The sequence below is a fragment of the Bacillus sp. HMA207 genome, assembly GCF_003402455.1.
GTDB lineage: Bacteria > Bacillota > Bacilli > Bacillales > Bacillaceae_G > Bacillus_A > Bacillus_A cereus.
In genome coordinates, this window is record NZ_BEZT01000001.1 from 2,406,715 (window position 1) to 2,424,825 (window position 18,111).

Genomic DNA, 18,111 nt, shown 5'->3' on the forward strand with positions numbered 1-18,111 from the left:
TACTGGCTCCACTGGGACTACCGGGACTACTGGGACTACCGGGGCTACCGGGGCTACCGGGGCCACTGGAGCTACCGGGGCTACCGGGGCCACTGGAGCTACCGGGGCTACCGGGGCTACCGGGGCTACCGGGGCCACCGGGGCCACCGGACCTACTGGAGCTACCGGGGCCACTGGACTTACTGGCTCCACTGGGACTACCGGGGCTACCGGGGCTACCGGGGCTACCGGGGCCACTGGAGCTACCGGGCCTACTGGCTTCACTGGTTCCACCGGGCCTACTGGCTTCACTGGTTCCACTGGGCCTACTGGTTCTACTGGCTCCACTGGGCCTACTGGTTCTACTGGCTCCACTGGGCCTACCGGGGCGGCTAGTGTAGGATTAACAAACTATCTATATGTTTTTGATACTACTAACCAATCAATTGCAGTAGGAAGTAGTGTTACTTTTAACACAAATGGACCTATAACAGGAACTGCCCTTAGCCACATCACAGGTACTGGAAATATTATAATTAATACACTAGGAACATATGTAGCAGAGTTTCAATTACAAGCTTCTCGCGAAAACCAATTCTCCCTCCAACTAAATGGTACACCAATTTCAGGTGGACGTTTTGGTACGGGGTCACCACATACAATAAATCAAGGTACTGCTGCTTTTACCGTAACAGTTGTTCCTTCAACATTGACTTTAATAAATAACACCTCTTCAGCAGGTACTATCACTCTCTCAAATAGTGATGGTGGCTCTTTAACAAATGTATCTGCAAGTATAAGTATTTTTCAGGTCGGATAATTAATTTGGTTAGAAAAGTAATTCATAAAGTTTACAAATAAAAAAATGAGGCTTCTCTTTTCTAGAGAAACCTCATTTTTTTTATTAAATTTTAAACTGACTCGTATACAGATCAAAATAAAACCCTCTATCTTCCATAAGAGACTCATGATTCCCTCTTTCTAAAATTCTTCCATCCTTTATAACAAGGATTTGATCTGCTTTTTCAATTGTTTTAAGTCGGTGAGCGATCACAAAACTTGTGCGACCTCTCATTAAATTATTTAGCCCTGCTTGTATTTGTAATTCTGTTCTTGTGTCAATATTAGATGTCGCTTCATCGAGAATTAATATATCTGCATCTGCTAAAATTGCTCGTGCAATCGCAAGAAGTTGTTTTTGTCCTTGACTTAAATTCGATCCTTCTGAAGCAATTTCTGTTTCATATTGATTTGGCAAATGCTTAATAAAAGAATGTGCAGATGCTGCCTTAGCTGCAGTGATAACTTCTTCATCAGTAGCATCTAAGCGTCCATAACGGATATTATCCATAATCGAACCAGCGAATAAATACGTATCCTGTAAAACTACTCCTATTTTACTTCGTAAAGAATTAATATCATAATCTTTTATATCTTTTCCATCAATATGAATTTGTCCTTGCTGTATATCGTAAAAGCGAGTTAACAAATTAATGATTGTTGTTTTCCCTGATCCAGTCGGGCCAACTAAAGCAATTGTCTCTCCTGGCTGCGCTTTAAGACTCACTTCTTTTAAAATCGTTTTATTCTCTGCATAGCCAAATGAAACATTCTCAAGTGCAACATGCCCTTGTAAATTTTGTACAACAAATGCGTCTTTTTTATTTTGAATTTCTGGTACCTCATCCATAATCTCAAAAACACGTTCTCCACCAGCAACTGCCGCTTGAATTGTATTCATTAAAGTCGCAAATTGACTTAACGGTCTTGAGAATTGACGAGAATAATTAATAAAAGCCGCAATAACACCTACTGTTGTCATTCCGTTTAAGACCATAACTGATCCAGTCCCAATGACAAGCCCCATACCTAAGTTATTAATAAAGTTCATACTTGGAAAAATAAAAGCTGAAAATGTATCAGCCTTCGTAGCTGAAACTCTTAGCTGTTCATTAATTTTATTGAAATTTTGTACAGTTTCTTTTTCTTTTCCATACAACGTCGTAACATCCGCACCTGTAATTGCTTCCTCAATAAATCCATTTAATTCACCTAAATCTTTTTGACGCTTCGCAAAGTTTTTACCACTATATGCAACTAGTTTTTTTGTAACGTAAAACATAATAGGTACTGTAATTAAAGTTACAATTGCTAAAATCCAATTTAAGGCGAACATCGCAATCGTTACACCTATAAAAGTTAGCGCTGATGAAATAATTTGTACAACACTTTGTGTCAAAGCTTGGTTCAAATTATCTATATCATTTGTCACACGGCTCATTAAATCACCTTGAGAACGCACATCAAAGAACCGTAAAGAAAGCGTTTGGATTTTCTCAAAAATATCTTGTCGTATTTTTTGAATTGTTTTTAATGCAACGTTAATCATGACAAATGTTTGTAACCATGTTAAAAGTACAGTTACACCGTAAATCGCGATAAGTAACATACACATTCTTGCTGTACCACTTAAATCTTTCGGTACAATATATTGATCTATAATGACTCCCATAAAATAGGGACCTAATAATCCAAGTAAAGTAGTAACAACGACTAGAAATATAACAAACATTAGAGCAGCTTTTTGATAGCCCATATAGTTCCATATCCGCATTACAGTTCCTTGGGCATTTTTAGCTTTTCCCATCTTCGGTGTGTTTCGTCCACCTTTATTAGCAAATTGCCCTTGAAAATTACGCATGTTCTTCCCCACCTTCTTTATGCAAATTACCACCTTGGGAAAGATAAATTTCCTGATAAACCTCACTTCGTTCTAACAATTGTTCATGTGTACCATTGCCAACTAATTCACCATTATCTAATACAAGTATTTTATCCGCATCCATTATGGAAGAAATTTTGGACGCGATTAATAATGTCGTTGTGCCTTTATATTTTGTTTTTAAAGCTGTTTGAATAGTAGCCTCTGATTTTGCATCAACTGCTGATGTAGAATCATCTAATATGAGAATCGGTGGTTTTCTCACAAGTGCCCTTGCAATTGATACACGTTGTTTTTGTCCACCTGATAGATTTGTCGCACCTTGTGTTAAATTATATCGATAAGATTCTTCCAGCTTATTGATAAACTCAGTCGCACAAGCTGATGCAGCTGCTACTTCCAGCTCATCATGTGTTGCATTTTCTTTACCATAACGTAAATTCTCTTCTATACTACCTGAGAACAACAAAGCCTTCTGAGGTACAAACCCTATTGAAGCACGGAGTTTTTGCAAATCATATGTTTTAACATCTATTCCATCTATACATATTTCACCTTGATCCACATCATATAGACGTGGTAACAGTTTCGCTAAGGTAGATTTACCACTTCCAGTTGATCCAATAATCCCTACTTTTTCACCTTTTTGTATGCTAAACGAAATATCCTTTAAAACGTATTCATTATTTTTCGTATAACTATAACTAACATTTTTAAATTCGATATTCCCCTCGATTTTCTCAGGTTCGATTGCATTAGCTGCGCTTATAATATCAACCTCGGTATTTAACACTTGCTGTACACGATCCGCAGATGGAAAAGCTCGCGCAATTTGAATAAATACCATGCTAATCGACATAAGTGACATTAAAATGATATTCAAGTAATTAATAAATGCCAAAATCGCTCCTACTTGAAGCGTTCCATTGAATACTTTTTCTCCACCAATCCATAATGTTGCGACAATCCCGCCACTTACAACTAGCATAATGATTGGCATCATTAAAGAAATAAGTTGCACAGCTCGAATATTTATCTTCGTTAAATTTGTATTTACATTTCCAAATTGGGCGATTTCGTATTTTTGTCTTACATACGCTTTTATAACACGTACACCAGATAAATTTTCTTGTAACTTTGTATTCACTTTGTCCAATGCCTCTTGCACCTTTTTAAATGTACCACTTGCTTTACTTGCAATTAAAATAATCGCAAGTAATAAAATCGGAACAACTACAAGTAATATTGGAAATAACTCTCGCGCTGTTACAAAAACAATAATTATACTTCCCATAAATAACAGTGGACCACGAACGAGAACACGTAATGTCATCGTCATTGCCGATTGAATGGAAGTGATATCATTCGTCACGATCGTTAATAATTTACCTGTTCCAAATGAATCACGATTATTACTAGAAAATGTTTCTATTTTCGCAAACACATCTTTTCGTATGTCTGTAGCGAAATTAACAGCTGCTTTTGTAGAATACATCATACACCCAAGCCCTCCAACTAAACCGAGTGCTGCTGCTCCTATCATAAGAAGCCCCATTTTTATTACATAATTTAAATCCCGATTTGCAATCCCAACATCAATGATATGTTGCATAATAGTCGGTTGAATTAAGTCCATCGCAACCTCAAGTACCATAAATAGCGGTCCAATAATAGCGAAGAACATGTATGGTTTTAAATACTGTAATAACTTACGAAATGATTTCATACATAATCTCCTTTTCCCATAAAATTACCACTGAATAATTCATATCCCTCCTTATTTAATTGATATTTTTTGTAATTTCTTCATTACTTTTATTATATTATGCAAATTAATATTTAACATTATTAAATGATAAGTATTAATGACTTTCTGGTCAATAAATGTGCTTTATATTATGTAAATACAAAAACCGCATTCTTAATGAAAAGAATACGGTTTTTTTCATCTATATTTCTTCAATTGTAAAATTTAAAAACTCAGTCTCAAATCCCTTATTTTTAGAAGGACTACACATGTAAAAACCTATTTTAATAGGCTCATTCCCTATATCCTCCATTAAATGAGCGATTCTTATTTGTTCCCATTGATGGCTCTTTTTCACATATATTGTATAATCACCGCGTTTTCGAATAATTCGAAAACGAAGTTGTTGCTTAGCTGCTTCAGTTGGATAATCTTGCGTTGACCAGTCAGAATATCCATTATTCGTTACGACAGCTCCTAAATGAGAAGGGCCCTCTGGAATATACTCTAATGAAGTTTTCAACCAACACTTTTCCGAAATCATAACAAAAAGACCTGCTTGATCGTATTTTGAATTTGGATTCATACACAATTGTACTTCAGCTTGAAAGTCTGTCATCATTTCATTATAAAATACATGACCATTCATGACTTCAAAACCATAATGTGTTTTAAGCCAAAAATCTGTTTCTGCTTTCGAACGGACAATAAACGCCTGCTTGTCATTAATTTTATAATATTCAGGGACATTCATTATAGTGAGCTGCTCAACATGTTTAGGTATATATGATATATTCATAGTTCCTCCATAATAAAACCTTTATACAAATATTTAAAACTCCGCTAATACTGGGAATTTATAACCTTTAAAATCTAACTCTTTATCACTTCGAACCATTAAATACTTGCTAGACTGTAATTCTGTAAACTGTACATCCTCAACCCCTAATTGATCCGGTGAAAAATAAAATTCGATTTCCGTAAACCTTTCATTGATTTCTCCACATAATTCATCTAAAACCGGAAGTACTGGCGCAAATACTCCAAATAATTTCAACTTTTCATTGTCTACTTCATAAACGATTAGAGCATCTAGTTTCTCTGAATAATACAATTTCTCATTCCATTCCGAATCATACATATTCAAATAAAATGAAGGATGGAAGTTTAAAGTTGAAAAACTATTTGAAAGTCTTTGGCTACTATCAATAGTTTCATGTATTAACTCTCTATTCTCTATATTATAGAAATCTAACTTTTTAAGTAGTGAATCGTTATTATTAATATTTTTATCATATGGTATAGTCATCAAATATTCCTGCACAACTTTAAATCCAAATGCTGTATATAGTTCAGGTTTTTCCGTAAACAATAATGCACATTCACATTTCTTATCAATTTCTTCTATCATTTTACTCATTAATTGTGTCATTAGCCCTTGTCTACGGAAATTAGGGTGTGTCATTACTGATTGAATACCCGCCGCATTTATTTTTTCACCATTAATTAATAATGGGAGTGAAAATGCTGCAACATTTGCAATCACTTTATCTTCTTGTAAAAATGATAAAGCTTTATATGTATCATCCCAATATCCTTTATCCGAAAAATCATTCAATGTTTGAGTTGTAATTCCAAACACTTCTTCAAATAAAGGAAATAACTGCTCTCTTTTCGGTTCTTCTATTAGAAGACTTGCCAATTTTTCAACATTCCCCATGTTGTACCTCCAAATGTTAAATTCCATTAAATTAGATATACTTATATGACCTACTCTTAAAAATAGAGGTCTTACCAATCAATATACTATCATAAAACATAAAAAAAAAGTCTAATTAATTTTATGTTTCGACTATTTGAAAATAAGTCGAATAAAAAAATATTAAGATTTTCGGATATTAATTAGTTTATTTTATAAAAATAGCGCTTTCTAATTAGCTTTTACTAATAGAAATACACTATTTATAATAAAATATTTTTATTCTTTTATCCCTTCAAGTCTTTCCTTCGTATTAATTTCTTCTCCACTTATACGCTTTTCAAAAGACTTTCTCCAACTATTTGAAAGTGCATTTACTTCTAATATCCTTTTTACCCCTTCAATATTTTGTTTTTCCTTATGCATAATACGGTTAGCGAATGCTACTGAAACACCTTTTGGATCAGACTGTAGTCTTTTTAAGGTGTCGACTGATGATACCCATCCTTCTTTTAATACACGAAAATAAAATCCTGTATATCCTGTTTCTTGAAAATATAGTGGTAACTTTGGAATATTATATTTTTTTGCTAATTTAAAACAAGGTTGCCTTGGTTGTGTTACCTGTACGATTGCCTGTCCTAGCTCAAACGTATCACCAATACAAACATCCTCTTCGCTCATACCACTAACTGTTATATTTTCTCCGAAAGCCCCATATACAAGATCTTGATTCAATTCTTTTTCCCAGTATGGATAGTGATCACCAGTATAAACACAAACTGCTTTATCTACTCCTCCATGATGAACTAAGTCAGCTTGTCCATCCCCATTAAATTTTACAAAGGATAAATATACCGGTTCCTTTACTTGTTTCTTATTTATGCCTGTATGAATTACCTTTCCACCGTATGTAACCTCTTTTGGTAATCCTATATTTAAAGATAATAATTGATATTCATTAGCCATTCTATTTCCTCCTTTACAGGTGTTACATGTATTTTCTCTCAATTAATTTTTACAACCCTCTCTGCTATATAAAGATGATTATAAAACCTTTAAAATCATTGTTCAATTCAATTATTTATATAATAATGATAGGTATAACCTATTATTATACTTGAGGTGATTCCAATCGAATTACGACAACTTGAATACTTTTTAGCTGTTTCAAAAGAATTACATTTCACAAAAGCAGCTGAGAAATTAAATATTTCACAGCCTTCACTAAGTCAACAAATACGTGCATTAGAGCATGAAGTAGGAATGCCACTTTTCGATCGAATTGGTAAAAAAATATCTTTAACTGAAGCAGGGAAGATTTTATTATCACATAGTAAAACCATTTTTCATGAAGTCGAACAAGCTCGTTCAGCTATTCAAGATCTAAACGGATTACAGCAAGGTTCCTTAACAATAGGGGCTTTGTTAACCGTCGTAAATTATTTACTACCACCAGCTATTTTAAATTTCAATAATTTATATCCCAATATAGAGCTTTCTGTATTAGGGCTTCGCACAGGAGATATTCGTGAAAAATTATTACGAAACGAACTAGATATTGGAATTACATTTCTGCCGGTGCAAGATAAAGAGATTATCTCTATCCCTCTATACAAAAGCGATCTTACATTAGTCGTGCCAACTGGTCATCGATTAGCTGAACGTAATCATGTATCTATTGCTGAATTACAGAACTACCCTTTAATTCTTTTACCTAAAAATTTCTTTTTAACCGAACTAATTACATCTCATTGTCAAAAATTCAACTTTAAACCAAGACCAATTTTAGAAATTAGCACGATGGAATCTTTAATCCAAATGGTTTCCAAAGGAATGGGAATTACAGTGTTACCCAAACCATATATAGACTTTTTACAAAATAAAAACATTCAAGCTATTAAAATAGAAAACCCTACTCCAACAATTGAAATAGGGCTAATTTATAGAAAAGATAAATATATGTGTGCTGCAACTCGAGAATTTATTGAGCAACTAAAAAGTACAGTACGTTCTTTCCAAAACTAAACAAAAGAGATTATCCTATGAAACCGTTTCACAACGATCTAGTAGAATAATCTCTTTTCAAAACAAAGTAAACATTATATTAAACTCTTATAAATTTTAATGTACCTTTTTAGATATTGGAATATATTTTGTAAAATATGCACCAACTAGCAATAATACAATTGAAAATAACCAAGTAAAAGCACCGCCAAAATGAAACCAATATGCAAACATATTTAAGATTGCGAGTAAAAAGAAGCAAATAGAAGTTAACGCACTTTTCAATCCTTTTATCCCAGATTTTTTTCTCTTTTGATAAGCAATATACATCGCAATAACAAGAAAAAAGATAAGAACAAATGGTAACATAACTTTTAGCATTGGTAATCCCTCCTGTATAAACGCACTCTTTACACTACCATATTATACCACATAGTACTAAAGAACTTTTATTCATTCCTGTTGTTTTTCACTATCTTTCCTTCACATCAGACCTCATCAAAACTCTCAACTAATGATTATTTGCTAACTGATAATTGCCTTGTTAAGATTATGGTAATAATAGAGTTCCAAAATAAAGTGATTTGACATCCGATAAACAAAAACAATACATTGTCCCCACTTATAAGCAATCATCTAATTCATGAAACTAAGAAACTTATTTATCAAAGCAAAAGGAGAATTTATGTATGAGCAATTGCAAACCAATTGATGAATTAACTATTGAAGACCTAAAACAAAACCCCATTTGGCAATGGGCAATAGATGAAGAGGAAAACGAAGAACATGACGAAACATGGGTAAAACCAGCAGCAACTACTAATTTTACAGAGGCGCTAAACGGTTCAATCGTACTAGGCAAACTATTCTTACATAATGGTGAAAAATTCCCTATGATGTTTGAAATTGACATTGAAAATAACGAGGCAGTAATTCGTTCTGTTGTTTATTATAACGAAGCAGAAAATGAGTATATTGCTATAGAAGATATTGTGAAAATGGTCGAAATGCCGTTATCGATTATTATTAACCTAACAATTCATGCAGAATCCAAAACCTTACGCTTCACTGCACATAAAGTAGATATTTGTAAAAGTTCAATAACGACTAATTTAAATTAAAGTTGGGCGAAATAAAGAAAACAATTATTAAATAAAGTGAAGCTTTAATCAGTGGGGGTCTTACTGCCCAGCAAATAGCGGGATAAAAACCGGAAAATGATTATCGATTCCCCGGTTTTTCAAACTAGATTAAAGTATTCCCTTTTCTACTAAAGTCTCTGCGATTTGAACTGAATTCCAAGCCGCACCTTTTAATAGGTTATCAGAAACAATCCAGAGGTGGAATCCGTTTGGCATATCAGGATCTTTACGTATTCTTCCGACAAATGTATCTATTTTCCCTTCTGCATATAATGGCATTGGATACAGCTGTTTACTAGGGTTATCCTGCAAAATAACACCTGGTGCATCCATTAATACTTCCTTAATTTCCGTAACGGTTGCTTCTTTTTCCAGTTCTATATAAACCGATTCTGAATGCCCTGATACAACTGGAACACGTACACAAGTAGCTGCCATTTTCAGGTTTTCATCTTCTAATATTTTCTTCGTTTCTTGAATCATTTTTACTTCTTCAAAAGTAAAATCGTTGTCTGTAAATATATCTACTTGAGGCAGTACATTAAACGCTATTGGGTAATGTTTTTTATCTTTTTTCGCCGGTAATATATTACTTTTCACTTCTTCACCAGCAAGCATAGACTTAGCCTGCTCTTGTAATTCATGAATCGCATGAATGCCAGAACCCGATACGGCTTGATATGTTGAAACGATAATTCTTTCTAAACCGAATGATTTTCGAATCGGCTGAAGTGCTGTTACCATCTGTAATGCTGAACAATTTGGAACTGCAATGATACCTTTATGCTGCTTTAAAGTATGCGCATTCACTTCCGGAACAACGAGCGGTACACCTTGTGCCATTCGGTACTCACTTGTGTTATCAATTACAATCGCACCACTAGAAACTGCATGAGTTACAAATTGTCTAGATACTTCTCCCCCAGCGCTAAAAAAGGCAATATCTACACCTTCAAAGCTAGTTGTTTTTGCCTCTTTTATAATTATCTCTCGTCCTTTGAATCTTACTTTCTTACCAGCGGATCGTTTTGACGAAAGCAATGTAACTTCAACTATATTAAACTTCATTTCATTCTCTAACAGTTCAATAATTTTTTGCCCTACCGCACCTGTAGCCCCAACAACAGCTACATGATAGCCCTTTTTTTTCATCTTTTCTCCTCCAATATCACCTGAATGAATATTTCTACAATTTCATTTTATACAGAATTTAATCATTTGGAAAATTAAAATACATGATATAATCATTCACAAATCATGATAATAAAAGAGGGATCGCTTATGGAAATGAGACATGTTAAAACATTTTGCGCCATTGTGAAGTATGGTAATTTTTCTAAGGCTGCGCATGCGCTAGGTTATGCGCAATCTACTGTTACAGCACATATGAAAGCTTTAGAGAACGATTTACATATTCCTCTTTTCGATCGGTTAGGGAAAAAAGTGCTACTTACAAAAGCAGGTCATCAATTTCATCCTTATGCATTAGAATTACTTTCAATATATGAAAAAGCGCGAGAAATCCCCCAAAATATAGATTATTTAGAAGGTACATTAAGTATTACATCTAATGAATCATTAGCGGTATACCGATTACCACAATTATTACGTACTTACAAACAGAAAAATCCGAAAGTAAATATCGTACTTGAAACAAACACAAATGAACAAGCATTACAAAAATTACGTGAAGGAGAAACAGACGTTGTCTTCATAATTGGAGAAAGTATGGAACATAATGATTTTATTACGCGTACTTTTAGTAATGAAACATTTGGATGGATTTTACCAGCTTATTCCTCTGCGCATACAAATCCATTCCAGTTATTACAGGACACCCAGTTCATTTTTACAGAACAAAGCTGCGGCTATAGGCCAATGGTAGATCGTTTTTTATGTCAAAGTGGAAATATTCCAGCTAAAACATTTGAAACTTCCAATGTTGAAGTCATTAAACAATCCGTTATGTGTGAGTTAGGCATTTCAATTCTTCCTTATATCGTTGTACAAGAAAGTTGCCAAAAAGGACAACTATGTTTTCAACCTATCGAAACTCCAACAGTTATTCAAAGTTATGTAATCTATCATAAATCTAGATGGATTTCCCCGGTATTACAATCGTTCCTTTCCTTACTTGAACGAGACTAAAATATTAAGATGTACATAGAAAAAGAGTAATTGCCTAATAAGCAATTACTCTCTTTCATTAATTAGTATACTATTTATTAGTCTGTCCCCCACCTGCAATTAATTTACTACCTGAATATGTACCTTTGTTCATAAACACTTGATTAATTAATTCTTTTTGCTCAGCTTCCGACATTACTCCTTTTCCTTCTCCTAAATTCCCACTTTGTAATTTCCAAATCTTATTATGATCCCCATCAACCTTTTCATATTTTCCTTGTTTCCATCGTTCTAAAATTTCTACATATGTACTTCCCTGTACAAGATCATTACTCTTTACAATATCAATTAAGCTTTCAATCCGCTCTTGTGTAATAAAAATATAGCCCCACTTTTGATCAGCTTTCGCTTTTTGATGTGCCATTTCATGTAATGCTGTCTGTATGTTCTCATCTGTCCATTTAAAATTTTTATTAAAACCACTATTCGGCAATGAATAATTTCCATTTTCTAAAAGCTTTGCATCTTCTGCTTTTACGTTACTATCAGCTAATACTTCTACTGCTGGAGCAGCTGGTGATGCCTTTTTCGCAGCTGGTTTACTATTATTTAAATAATGCAGCATACCATATGTTAAACCTACTCCAATTACCGCCATACCAGCTATAACACCTATTATTTTCAAAAATGTTTTCATCTCGCTTGTTTCCTCCCAAATATCTCCGTTCTGACTACCTAATTATTTCTTATATAAAAACTGTTACTTCATTCAAAATATCGCATCCCATCCCCTATCATATTATTTATATATACTTCCTCATATTGTATTTCTTTTTCTTTAAAATCGAAAGATTATTCTGTTAAATAATGAAAATATTCTACAAATTTTTCCTTTATATTTATAAAGAAACAAAAAAACAACGAGCGCGTTCTACAACACTCGTTGTTTTTACTTTATGCACGATTTTCTTTTAACCACTTCGTAATAGCATCTAACTTCGAAACATCAAAACGTCTTTCTTCACACACGTTCAAATTTTGTGAGTTTCTCACTATTTCTAATTCATTATTTCTTACACTTTTTGCCTCAATTAATTTACAATACCCATCTGTAACAGTATTTAAATTTTCATAATAACGCTGAAACGATTTTGATATATGTAAATGTTTTTCAAAGTTTCTCCTTCTTTTCGTTTCATCAGATACTTTCCGTTTTCTAAGTTCTTCATCGTTCGTATATAAATAAAAATATTGATCTGGAAAACCAATTTCCCTATTTATCATCTTTTCTTTATAAAAATTTTCTATTAAAGATAATGGCTGATTAAATATATCAAAATGAAAACACCAATTATAACTAAGTGGCTGATATATATCGCCATCGAGTATTACTAATTCATATTGCTTTGACTTCTGAACAGCTATATTCCAGCGCTCAACTTGTTTTTCAAAATACCATGTTCTATGTTCATTTTTTGGTCTTTCAAATAAAGAATTCACTTCAGTTATTATATAAGCACCATAATTCTTTTCTAATTCACGGCACGTGGTACTTTTACCAACAGCGCTTGCTCCCTCAAATGCTATTATCCCCATAGTTTCTCCCTCTTTCATTAACTAAAATTTCGTTGTTTCGCTTTTCTTCCCCATAACTTTCTCCATAAAACAATTGAAGCGACAGTGAGCATGATTGTTGTAATGATACTACCTTCAATTCCGAACGTGCCTCCATGCAATGTTTCTGGTCCATTTGTTATAGACTTAAAAATTGGAGTAGAATATACAGTTGTGCCACTAACTGCAAAACCATATACATTATATTGAGCCCAGTTCCAAATTGAGTGCCATGCACATATTCCCCACAGACCGTCTTCTTTCAATACATATAAAGCTGCGAAAACACCCACTAATATTATATTCGATATAGATAATATTGTAATTCCTGGATTAAGTAGATGAAGAAATCCAAATAAAAATGAAGTTACAATTATTCCAACCCATATACGACTTCTAACAGAAAGAACCGGGAATAACCAACCTCGTACAATAATTTCTTCCGTTGCCCCTTGTATTAAAAATGCAACTAGAGATCCTACTATTCCTACTATCACTGTTGAGGTAATATGTTGTACTTGCAATTTCACACTCCCCATTAATAATAGTAGAATAACTGGCGTTGAAATAAATAAAAACCCTATTAACGCACCTTTTAAATACTTTCTCATCCATTTCTCTTTCCAAAAGCCAATGGATGAAAAAGGTCTTTTTTCTACAAAACGAACCCATATAAATAAAATAAATATAGCTCCGCCAAACGTTAACACCATTCTAACATTGTCATAAATACCTTTCATGAATATCGTTTCAGCTTTCGGTAAAAATAACATAAATAACATAAAAAGTTCGCCTAAAGTCAAAAATATAATGGCTAATATTACAGCAAAGACTGGATGGACCTTTTTTCTCCCTGCTTTTGCTGCTTCAATTATTATAAATGAATTATTTTTCACTTTCTTTTCTCCTTTTATAATATTTAACTACCAACAGTAACCAACCATATTTTACCACGAAAAATATATTATTAATATTTACTCTAAGTTTTTCTTACATGATTTTGCATAAATCCCAATTAGGAATAATATATAAATAAAAGAGGTTCCTTTGTGCCTTTACTATTATCACCCAGATTACTCAGTGGTATTACCAGCACTTGCTATTTCCCACCATTTGTTGTAAGATAGTAATTAAGGTCAATTTAACACTATATTTTCTTTGCATATTATCAAGTATCAATCAGGGACAGTTTGTACTCCTTATGGGTTTTTGATAATATGTGAAATTTTATTTTCATTCAAATAAGGCCGATCATATTGTAATTTTTCTACTTTTAGGAGGCATTACCATGACATTAACAGGTAAAGTAAAATGGTTTAACAGCGAAAAAGGTTTCGGTTTCATCGAAGTTGCAGACGGTAACGATGTATTCGTTCACTTCTCAGCTATCACTGGCGACGGCTTCAAGTCTCTTGACGAAGGTCAAGAAGTTAGCTTTGAAGTTGAAGAAGGTAACCGCGGACCTCAAGCTAAAAACGTTGTAAAGCTATAATTCAAACAATAAAAAGGTTGTTACCAGCAAGGTTAACAACCTTTTTAATATATAACTAAAATTTTTTACATAAAAGGAGTGGTTACATGTATCGCAATCGAAAGAACGATGTAGCAGAAGTACCACCAGAACAAACCCCTGTTTGGGAATGTGAATCAGAGGATTGTTTAGGATGGATGAGAAAGAACTTTTCATTTGAAGAAGAGCCTAAATGCCCTTTATGTAAAAGTAGCATGAAAAGCGGAGAACGTTTATTACCTAAATTAGGTTAATTTATAATAAAAAAAACCTCTTTTAATTAAGAGGTTTTTTTATTATAAATTTATGTCCTCAACATCAGTTCGCACTATAGAATACAATAATGCATCGTGTTGCTTATTTCCTTGATGAATATATCCGCGCAATAGCCCTTCCTTTTGGAAGCCAATTTTAGATAACATTCTACAAGAAGTAACATTTTCAGGATATGTAATAGCTCCAATTCTAAACAAACCTAAATCTTTAAATCCATAATTAATAATTTCTCCAGCTGCTTCTGAAGCATAACCATTTCCCCAATAGCGAGGATGCAGATCATATCCAATCTCAGATCGTTTACTCCATAATTGTAAATTGTTTAGTCCAATTGTTCCTATTAAAACGTTCGTTTCTTTTAACACAATTCCCCATCGTATTGCCTTTTTCTCAAAGTAATTTTTTGAAAAAGATTCGATCATACGTGAAGCTTGTCCAAACTCCGTAAAAGAATTCATACCGTAATAACACGTCACTTCATCCAATGAAAAGATTTCATATATTTTTTGACAATAAGATTGTTCTATTTCAACTAAACGTAAGCGTTCTGTTTCTAATATAGGAAATGCCATAGGATCACTCCTTTCTCTCTACTCATTCATTATATCAGAAAAAATATGTATAATTAGTAAAGTCCTTATTGTTCCATAAGTCAAACATTTCTAATGGCGCATTCCCTCTTTATTCTATATACACGAATTGGATACCTTCTGATTGCGACTCAAACATGACACTATAATTTTCATAAATCAAATTTTAAATTATCAAGAACTGTAAAGAATTTGTTCCTTCATTTTTTCCTTCTAAACAACCACCCTAACTCATACATTTATGGTAAAATATAGTTAATCCATTTTGCGCTATGGAGGTGTAAAAATCTATGTATATATTCATCGGCTTATCCCTCTTACTCATATTACTTATTTTTTTATTCGCAAAAAAATTTACACCAAACTCATTCATGATGACTAGCTTTAAAGGTAATAGCTTTAGGACATTTTCAATCGGTATTTTAATCGCTGCCATACTCTCACTTTCATATGGAACTTATCATGCGGTAACATATCAACCTAGTTATTTAGATATTAAATTAAAAAATCAAAACTATACTGTTTTCGGTAATGTAGGCGAATTCGGTTATTTCTCCGAAGAATTATTAAAAAAAGATACAGAAGTACAACTATATTTTGTCTCTTGGAAAACAATACAGTTAAAAAATCCGGTAATACTTATAGAATATCCTTCAGGAAAACAAGAAACATGGAAGCCAAATATCATATCAATACCGGTAAATAAATTACAAGAAAAACATGATATAAAAGATATTTATCAACTATCACCGTATTCATTTAAAGAGTCTGGAGAAATAACATTAACATTAAAAGAAAACAATGTAAAAAACAATACAATTTCCATTCAAATAAAATAAATAAAAACTGTTCCTCCATTTTGCTGAAGGAACAGTTTTTATTTATTCTACAGTATTATTCATTTAATGTAGCCATTATTTCATTGGCTATATTCTTTCCATTTCCAATACACGCACCAATTCCGACACCATAATATGAGGCACCAGCTAAATATATATTTGGATAAAGATTCGTCATTTTTTCTTGCAATGCTTGAACCGCTTGATTATGTTCTAAATGATATGTCGGCATTAAATCTTTCCAATTTGTAACTTCGACTACTTCTGGTTCACCTTTAATTCCGAGACTCTTTTCAATATCATATAAAGCTACTCGTACTAATTCTTCTTCACTATAATTTTTGATTGTTTCATATACCGGATTGGTGCTCTTATAAAACATTCTTACTAATAATTTTTGTTTACCCGATGTATGTTTCCACTTTCGACTTGTCCATGTACAAGCATCACAATGTAAATCACTGTTTTCCGTTACAATAAACCCTGTGCCGTCAGCTGGTAGTTGTTCATCTAGTATGTCAAATCCTAAGTAAATACTTATAAGAGATGAGTTTTTAAATGTATTAAACTGCTCATTTAACTCATTAGACTGTAATAAAGTTTGTGCTATATCATGCGGAGCTGCTAAAACAACATAATCAGCTTGTATTGTTTCATGATTTACAAAAGAAATCTCATATCGATCTTCTTGTTTACTTACAGCCGTCGTTATAGCACCTTTTTTTACGACAGTTTCAGTGAGCACTTCTTCTAAGCGATTAATTATCGTAGATAGTCCACCTTTAAATGATACGAATTTTTTATTTCCTGCTGATTGAAATTGTGTTTTATTCTCTTCAAAACCTTTAATAATACTTCCATACTTATTTTTATAATCCAGTAAATACGGTAATGTAGATGCCATTGTAAGCTCATTCAATTTACCAGAATATACGCCTGAAAGTACAGGAGCAATTTGTCTTTCCACTAACTCTTTCCCTAAGAAACTTTCTAAAAATAGAGCAAGTGATGTATCTTTCGTAAACTCTTTATTTTTCGTTATGAAATCTTTTAAAGCTACGATTTTCCCTTTCGTTGAGACTAGCGTACTGCTAAACAAAGACTGGGCGCTCATCGGTATCCCAAATATAGTATCAGAAGGAATCGGATGTAACATGTTTTCAGAATATATGTAAGAAATACCCGTTTCATTATATACCATTTCATCTTCTAAATTTAAATCTTTTACAAGTGGCATAACATATTCATTACGAGCAACGATTGAATCCGCTCCTGACTCCATAATGAAATCCTTTTCTTCCACACTATGGATTTTACCACCTAAATACTCTTCTTTCTCAATAAGAATTAAATTTAAATCGATATTATAATCCTTTTTTAATTTTTCTAAATAAAACATAGTAGAAAGTCCCGTTATACCTCCACCGATAACAACAACTGTTTTCATATGTGCTGCGCTCCTAACCGATACAATTAATAATTCCTTTTTATTATAACCAAAAGTCCTTATATTCGACTAGCAAGTTGCGCATTCTGTAAGAAATTAGACAATATATTTGAATATATTTTCAAATTACCTAATAAAAAAGAACTATAACATTTACAAACCCCGTCATAGTTCTCTTTATTTTAAAAACATAAAGTAATTGATTAATTTGTCTAGTTCTTGACTCAATGCCAATACTTTTTCATGTTGAATTCCATAATCCGATACTAAATATAAAAGTTCTTCTTTTTTTATTTCAATTACTTTTTCCAATTTCGCTAGTTCCATGTCGTTTTACATCTCTCCAAAAATAAAATGTATGTATTTCAGTATAGCCTACTTACATAATTAGTAAAAGTAAAATACACATGTA

20 protein-coding genes are annotated in these 18,111 nt (G+C 32.9%); 7 read left to right on the forward strand and 13 right to left on the reverse strand.

Annotation, left to right across the window (positions count from 1 at the left end):
• Window positions 1-799, forward strand: a 799-nt coding sequence (locus HMAS_RS12490) for a collagen-like triple helix repeat-containing protein (protein ID WP_205420391.1), incomplete at its 5' end; no start/stop codon positions are given.
• An 84-nt stretch (window positions 800-883) separates the two neighbouring features.
• On the opposite strand, the gene HMAS_RS12495 is transcribed toward HMAS_RS12490, so the two are convergent.
• The 5 genes from HMAS_RS12495 to HMAS_RS12515 form a co-directional block, all read right to left on the reverse strand.
• The gene (locus tag HMAS_RS12495; RefSeq protein ID WP_001243556.1) at window positions 884-2,680 is read right to left on the reverse strand and encodes an ABC transporter ATP-binding protein; all 1,797 of its coding nucleotides are present in this window, start codon (window positions 2,678-2,680) and stop codon (window positions 884-886) included.
• The gene (locus HMAS_RS12500; RefSeq protein WP_000834788.1) at window positions 2,673-4,427 is read right to left on the reverse strand and encodes an ABC transporter ATP-binding protein; all 1,755 of its coding nucleotides are present in this window, start codon (window positions 4,425-4,427) and stop codon (window positions 2,673-2,675) included. Before HMAS_RS12500 ends, HMAS_RS12495 begins: the two co-directional genes overlap by 8 nt.
• Window positions 4,428-4,650: 223 nt before the next feature.
• Entirely contained in the window at window positions 4,651-5,247 is a 597-nt protein-coding gene (locus tag HMAS_RS12505) for a DUF1349 domain-containing protein (protein WP_116344860.1), read from the reverse strand.
• A gap of 33 nt (window positions 5,248-5,280) precedes the next feature.
• A complete protein-coding gene (locus HMAS_RS12510) occupies window positions 5,281-6,168 on the reverse strand; it encodes a GNAT family N-acetyltransferase (RefSeq protein ID WP_000528675.1) in 888 nt (295 codons plus the stop codon).
• A gap of 258 nt (window positions 6,169-6,426) precedes the next feature.
• The gene (locus tag HMAS_RS12515; protein WP_001262998.1) at window positions 6,427-7,116 is read right to left on the reverse strand and encodes an MOSC domain-containing protein; all 690 of its coding nucleotides are present in this window, start codon (window positions 7,114-7,116) and stop codon (window positions 6,427-6,429) included.
• 156 nt (window positions 7,117-7,272) lie between these two features.
• On the opposite strand from HMAS_RS12515, the gene HMAS_RS12520 reads away from it, so the two are divergent.
• A complete protein-coding gene (locus HMAS_RS12520; protein WP_000612241.1) occupies window positions 7,273-8,175 on the forward strand; it encodes a LysR family transcriptional regulator in 903 nt (300 codons plus the stop codon).
• 96 nt (window positions 8,176-8,271) lie between these two features.
• Here the strand turns inward: HMAS_RS12520 and HMAS_RS12525 are convergent, their stop codons facing one another.
• Entirely contained in the window at window positions 8,272-8,535 is a 264-nt protein-coding gene (locus tag HMAS_RS12525; protein ID WP_000921856.1) for a hypothetical protein, read from the reverse strand.
• 308 nt (window positions 8,536-8,843) lie between these two features.
• On the opposite strand from HMAS_RS12525, the gene HMAS_RS12530 reads away from it, so the two are divergent.
• Window positions 8,844-9,275 carry a hypothetical protein gene (locus HMAS_RS12530; protein WP_116344861.1) on the forward strand — a complete coding sequence of 144 codons (432 nt, stop codon included), beginning with the start codon at window positions 8,844-8,846 and terminating at the stop codon, window positions 9,273-9,275.
• 129 nt (window positions 9,276-9,404) lie between these two features.
• Here the strand turns inward: HMAS_RS12530 and HMAS_RS12535 are convergent, their stop codons facing one another.
• Entirely contained in the window at window positions 9,405-10,448 is a 1,044-nt protein-coding gene (locus HMAS_RS12535; RefSeq protein WP_000726549.1) for an aspartate-semialdehyde dehydrogenase, read from the reverse strand.
• A gap of 129 nt (window positions 10,449-10,577) precedes the next feature.
• Between HMAS_RS12535 and HMAS_RS12540 the strand changes: the two genes are divergently transcribed.
• Window positions 10,578-11,444: a LysR family transcriptional regulator gene (locus HMAS_RS12540; RefSeq protein WP_116344862.1), complete on the forward strand. Its 867-nt coding sequence runs from the start codon at window positions 10,578-10,580 to the stop codon at window positions 11,442-11,444.
• Window positions 11,445-11,514: 70 nt separating this feature from the next.
• Here the strand turns inward: HMAS_RS12540 and HMAS_RS12545 are convergent, their stop codons facing one another.
• The 3 genes from HMAS_RS12545 to HMAS_RS12555 all read right to left on the reverse strand — a co-directional run bounded on the left by HMAS_RS12545 (window position 11,515) and on the right by HMAS_RS12555 (window position 13,933).
• Window positions 11,515-12,120, reverse strand: coding sequence for a PRK06770 family protein (locus HMAS_RS12545; protein ID WP_000846982.1), 606 nt, complete (start codon window positions 12,118-12,120; stop codon window positions 11,515-11,517).
• 257 nt (window positions 12,121-12,377) lie between these two features.
• Entirely contained in the window at window positions 12,378-13,037 is a 660-nt protein-coding gene (locus HMAS_RS12550) for an AAA family ATPase (RefSeq protein ID WP_116344863.1), read from the reverse strand.
• Window positions 13,037-13,933, reverse strand: a complete 897-nt coding sequence (locus HMAS_RS12555; RefSeq protein WP_000794817.1) for a CPBP family intramembrane glutamic endopeptidase — start codon at window positions 13,931-13,933, stop codon at window positions 13,037-13,039. Before HMAS_RS12555 ends, HMAS_RS12550 begins: the two co-directional genes overlap by 1 nt.
• 392 nt (window positions 13,934-14,325) lie before the next feature.
• On the opposite strand from HMAS_RS12555, the gene cspD reads away from it, so the two are divergent.
• Window positions 14,326-14,529, forward strand: a complete 204-nt coding sequence (gene cspD, locus HMAS_RS12560) for a cold-shock protein CspD (RefSeq protein ID WP_000176366.1) — start codon at window positions 14,326-14,328, stop codon at window positions 14,527-14,529.
• Between the two features lie 86 nt (window positions 14,530-14,615).
• Window positions 14,616-14,801 (forward strand): cold-shock protein, encoded by a 186-nt coding sequence (locus tag HMAS_RS12565; protein ID WP_000286203.1) that lies wholly within the window; start codon window positions 14,616-14,618, stop codon window positions 14,799-14,801.
• Between the two features lie 42 nt (window positions 14,802-14,843).
• Here the strand turns inward: HMAS_RS12565 and HMAS_RS12570 are convergent, their stop codons facing one another.
• Window positions 14,844-15,395 carry a GNAT family N-acetyltransferase gene (locus HMAS_RS12570; RefSeq protein WP_000885392.1) on the reverse strand — a complete coding sequence of 184 codons (552 nt, stop codon included), beginning with the start codon at window positions 15,393-15,395 and terminating at the stop codon, window positions 14,844-14,846.
• Between the two features lie 308 nt (window positions 15,396-15,703).
• Here HMAS_RS12570 and HMAS_RS12575 point away from each other — a divergent pair, with 308 nt between their 5' ends.
• A complete protein-coding gene (locus HMAS_RS12575; RefSeq protein ID WP_000275249.1) occupies window positions 15,704-16,252 on the forward strand; it encodes a hypothetical protein in 549 nt (182 codons plus the stop codon).
• A 55-nt stretch (window positions 16,253-16,307) separates the two neighbouring features.
• On the opposite strand, the gene HMAS_RS12580 is transcribed toward HMAS_RS12575, so the two are convergent.
• Complete coding sequence (locus HMAS_RS12580; protein WP_116344864.1) at window positions 16,308-17,699, reverse strand: protoporphyrinogen oxidase; 1,392 nt, start codon at window positions 17,697-17,699, stop codon at window positions 16,308-16,310.
• A gap of 177 nt (window positions 17,700-17,876) precedes the next feature.
• Entirely contained in the window at window positions 17,877-18,026 is a 150-nt protein-coding gene (locus tag HMAS_RS12585) for an aspartyl-phosphate phosphatase Spo0E family protein (RefSeq protein ID WP_000417698.1), read from the reverse strand.
• Between the last annotated feature and the right edge of the window lie 85 nt (window positions 18,027-18,111).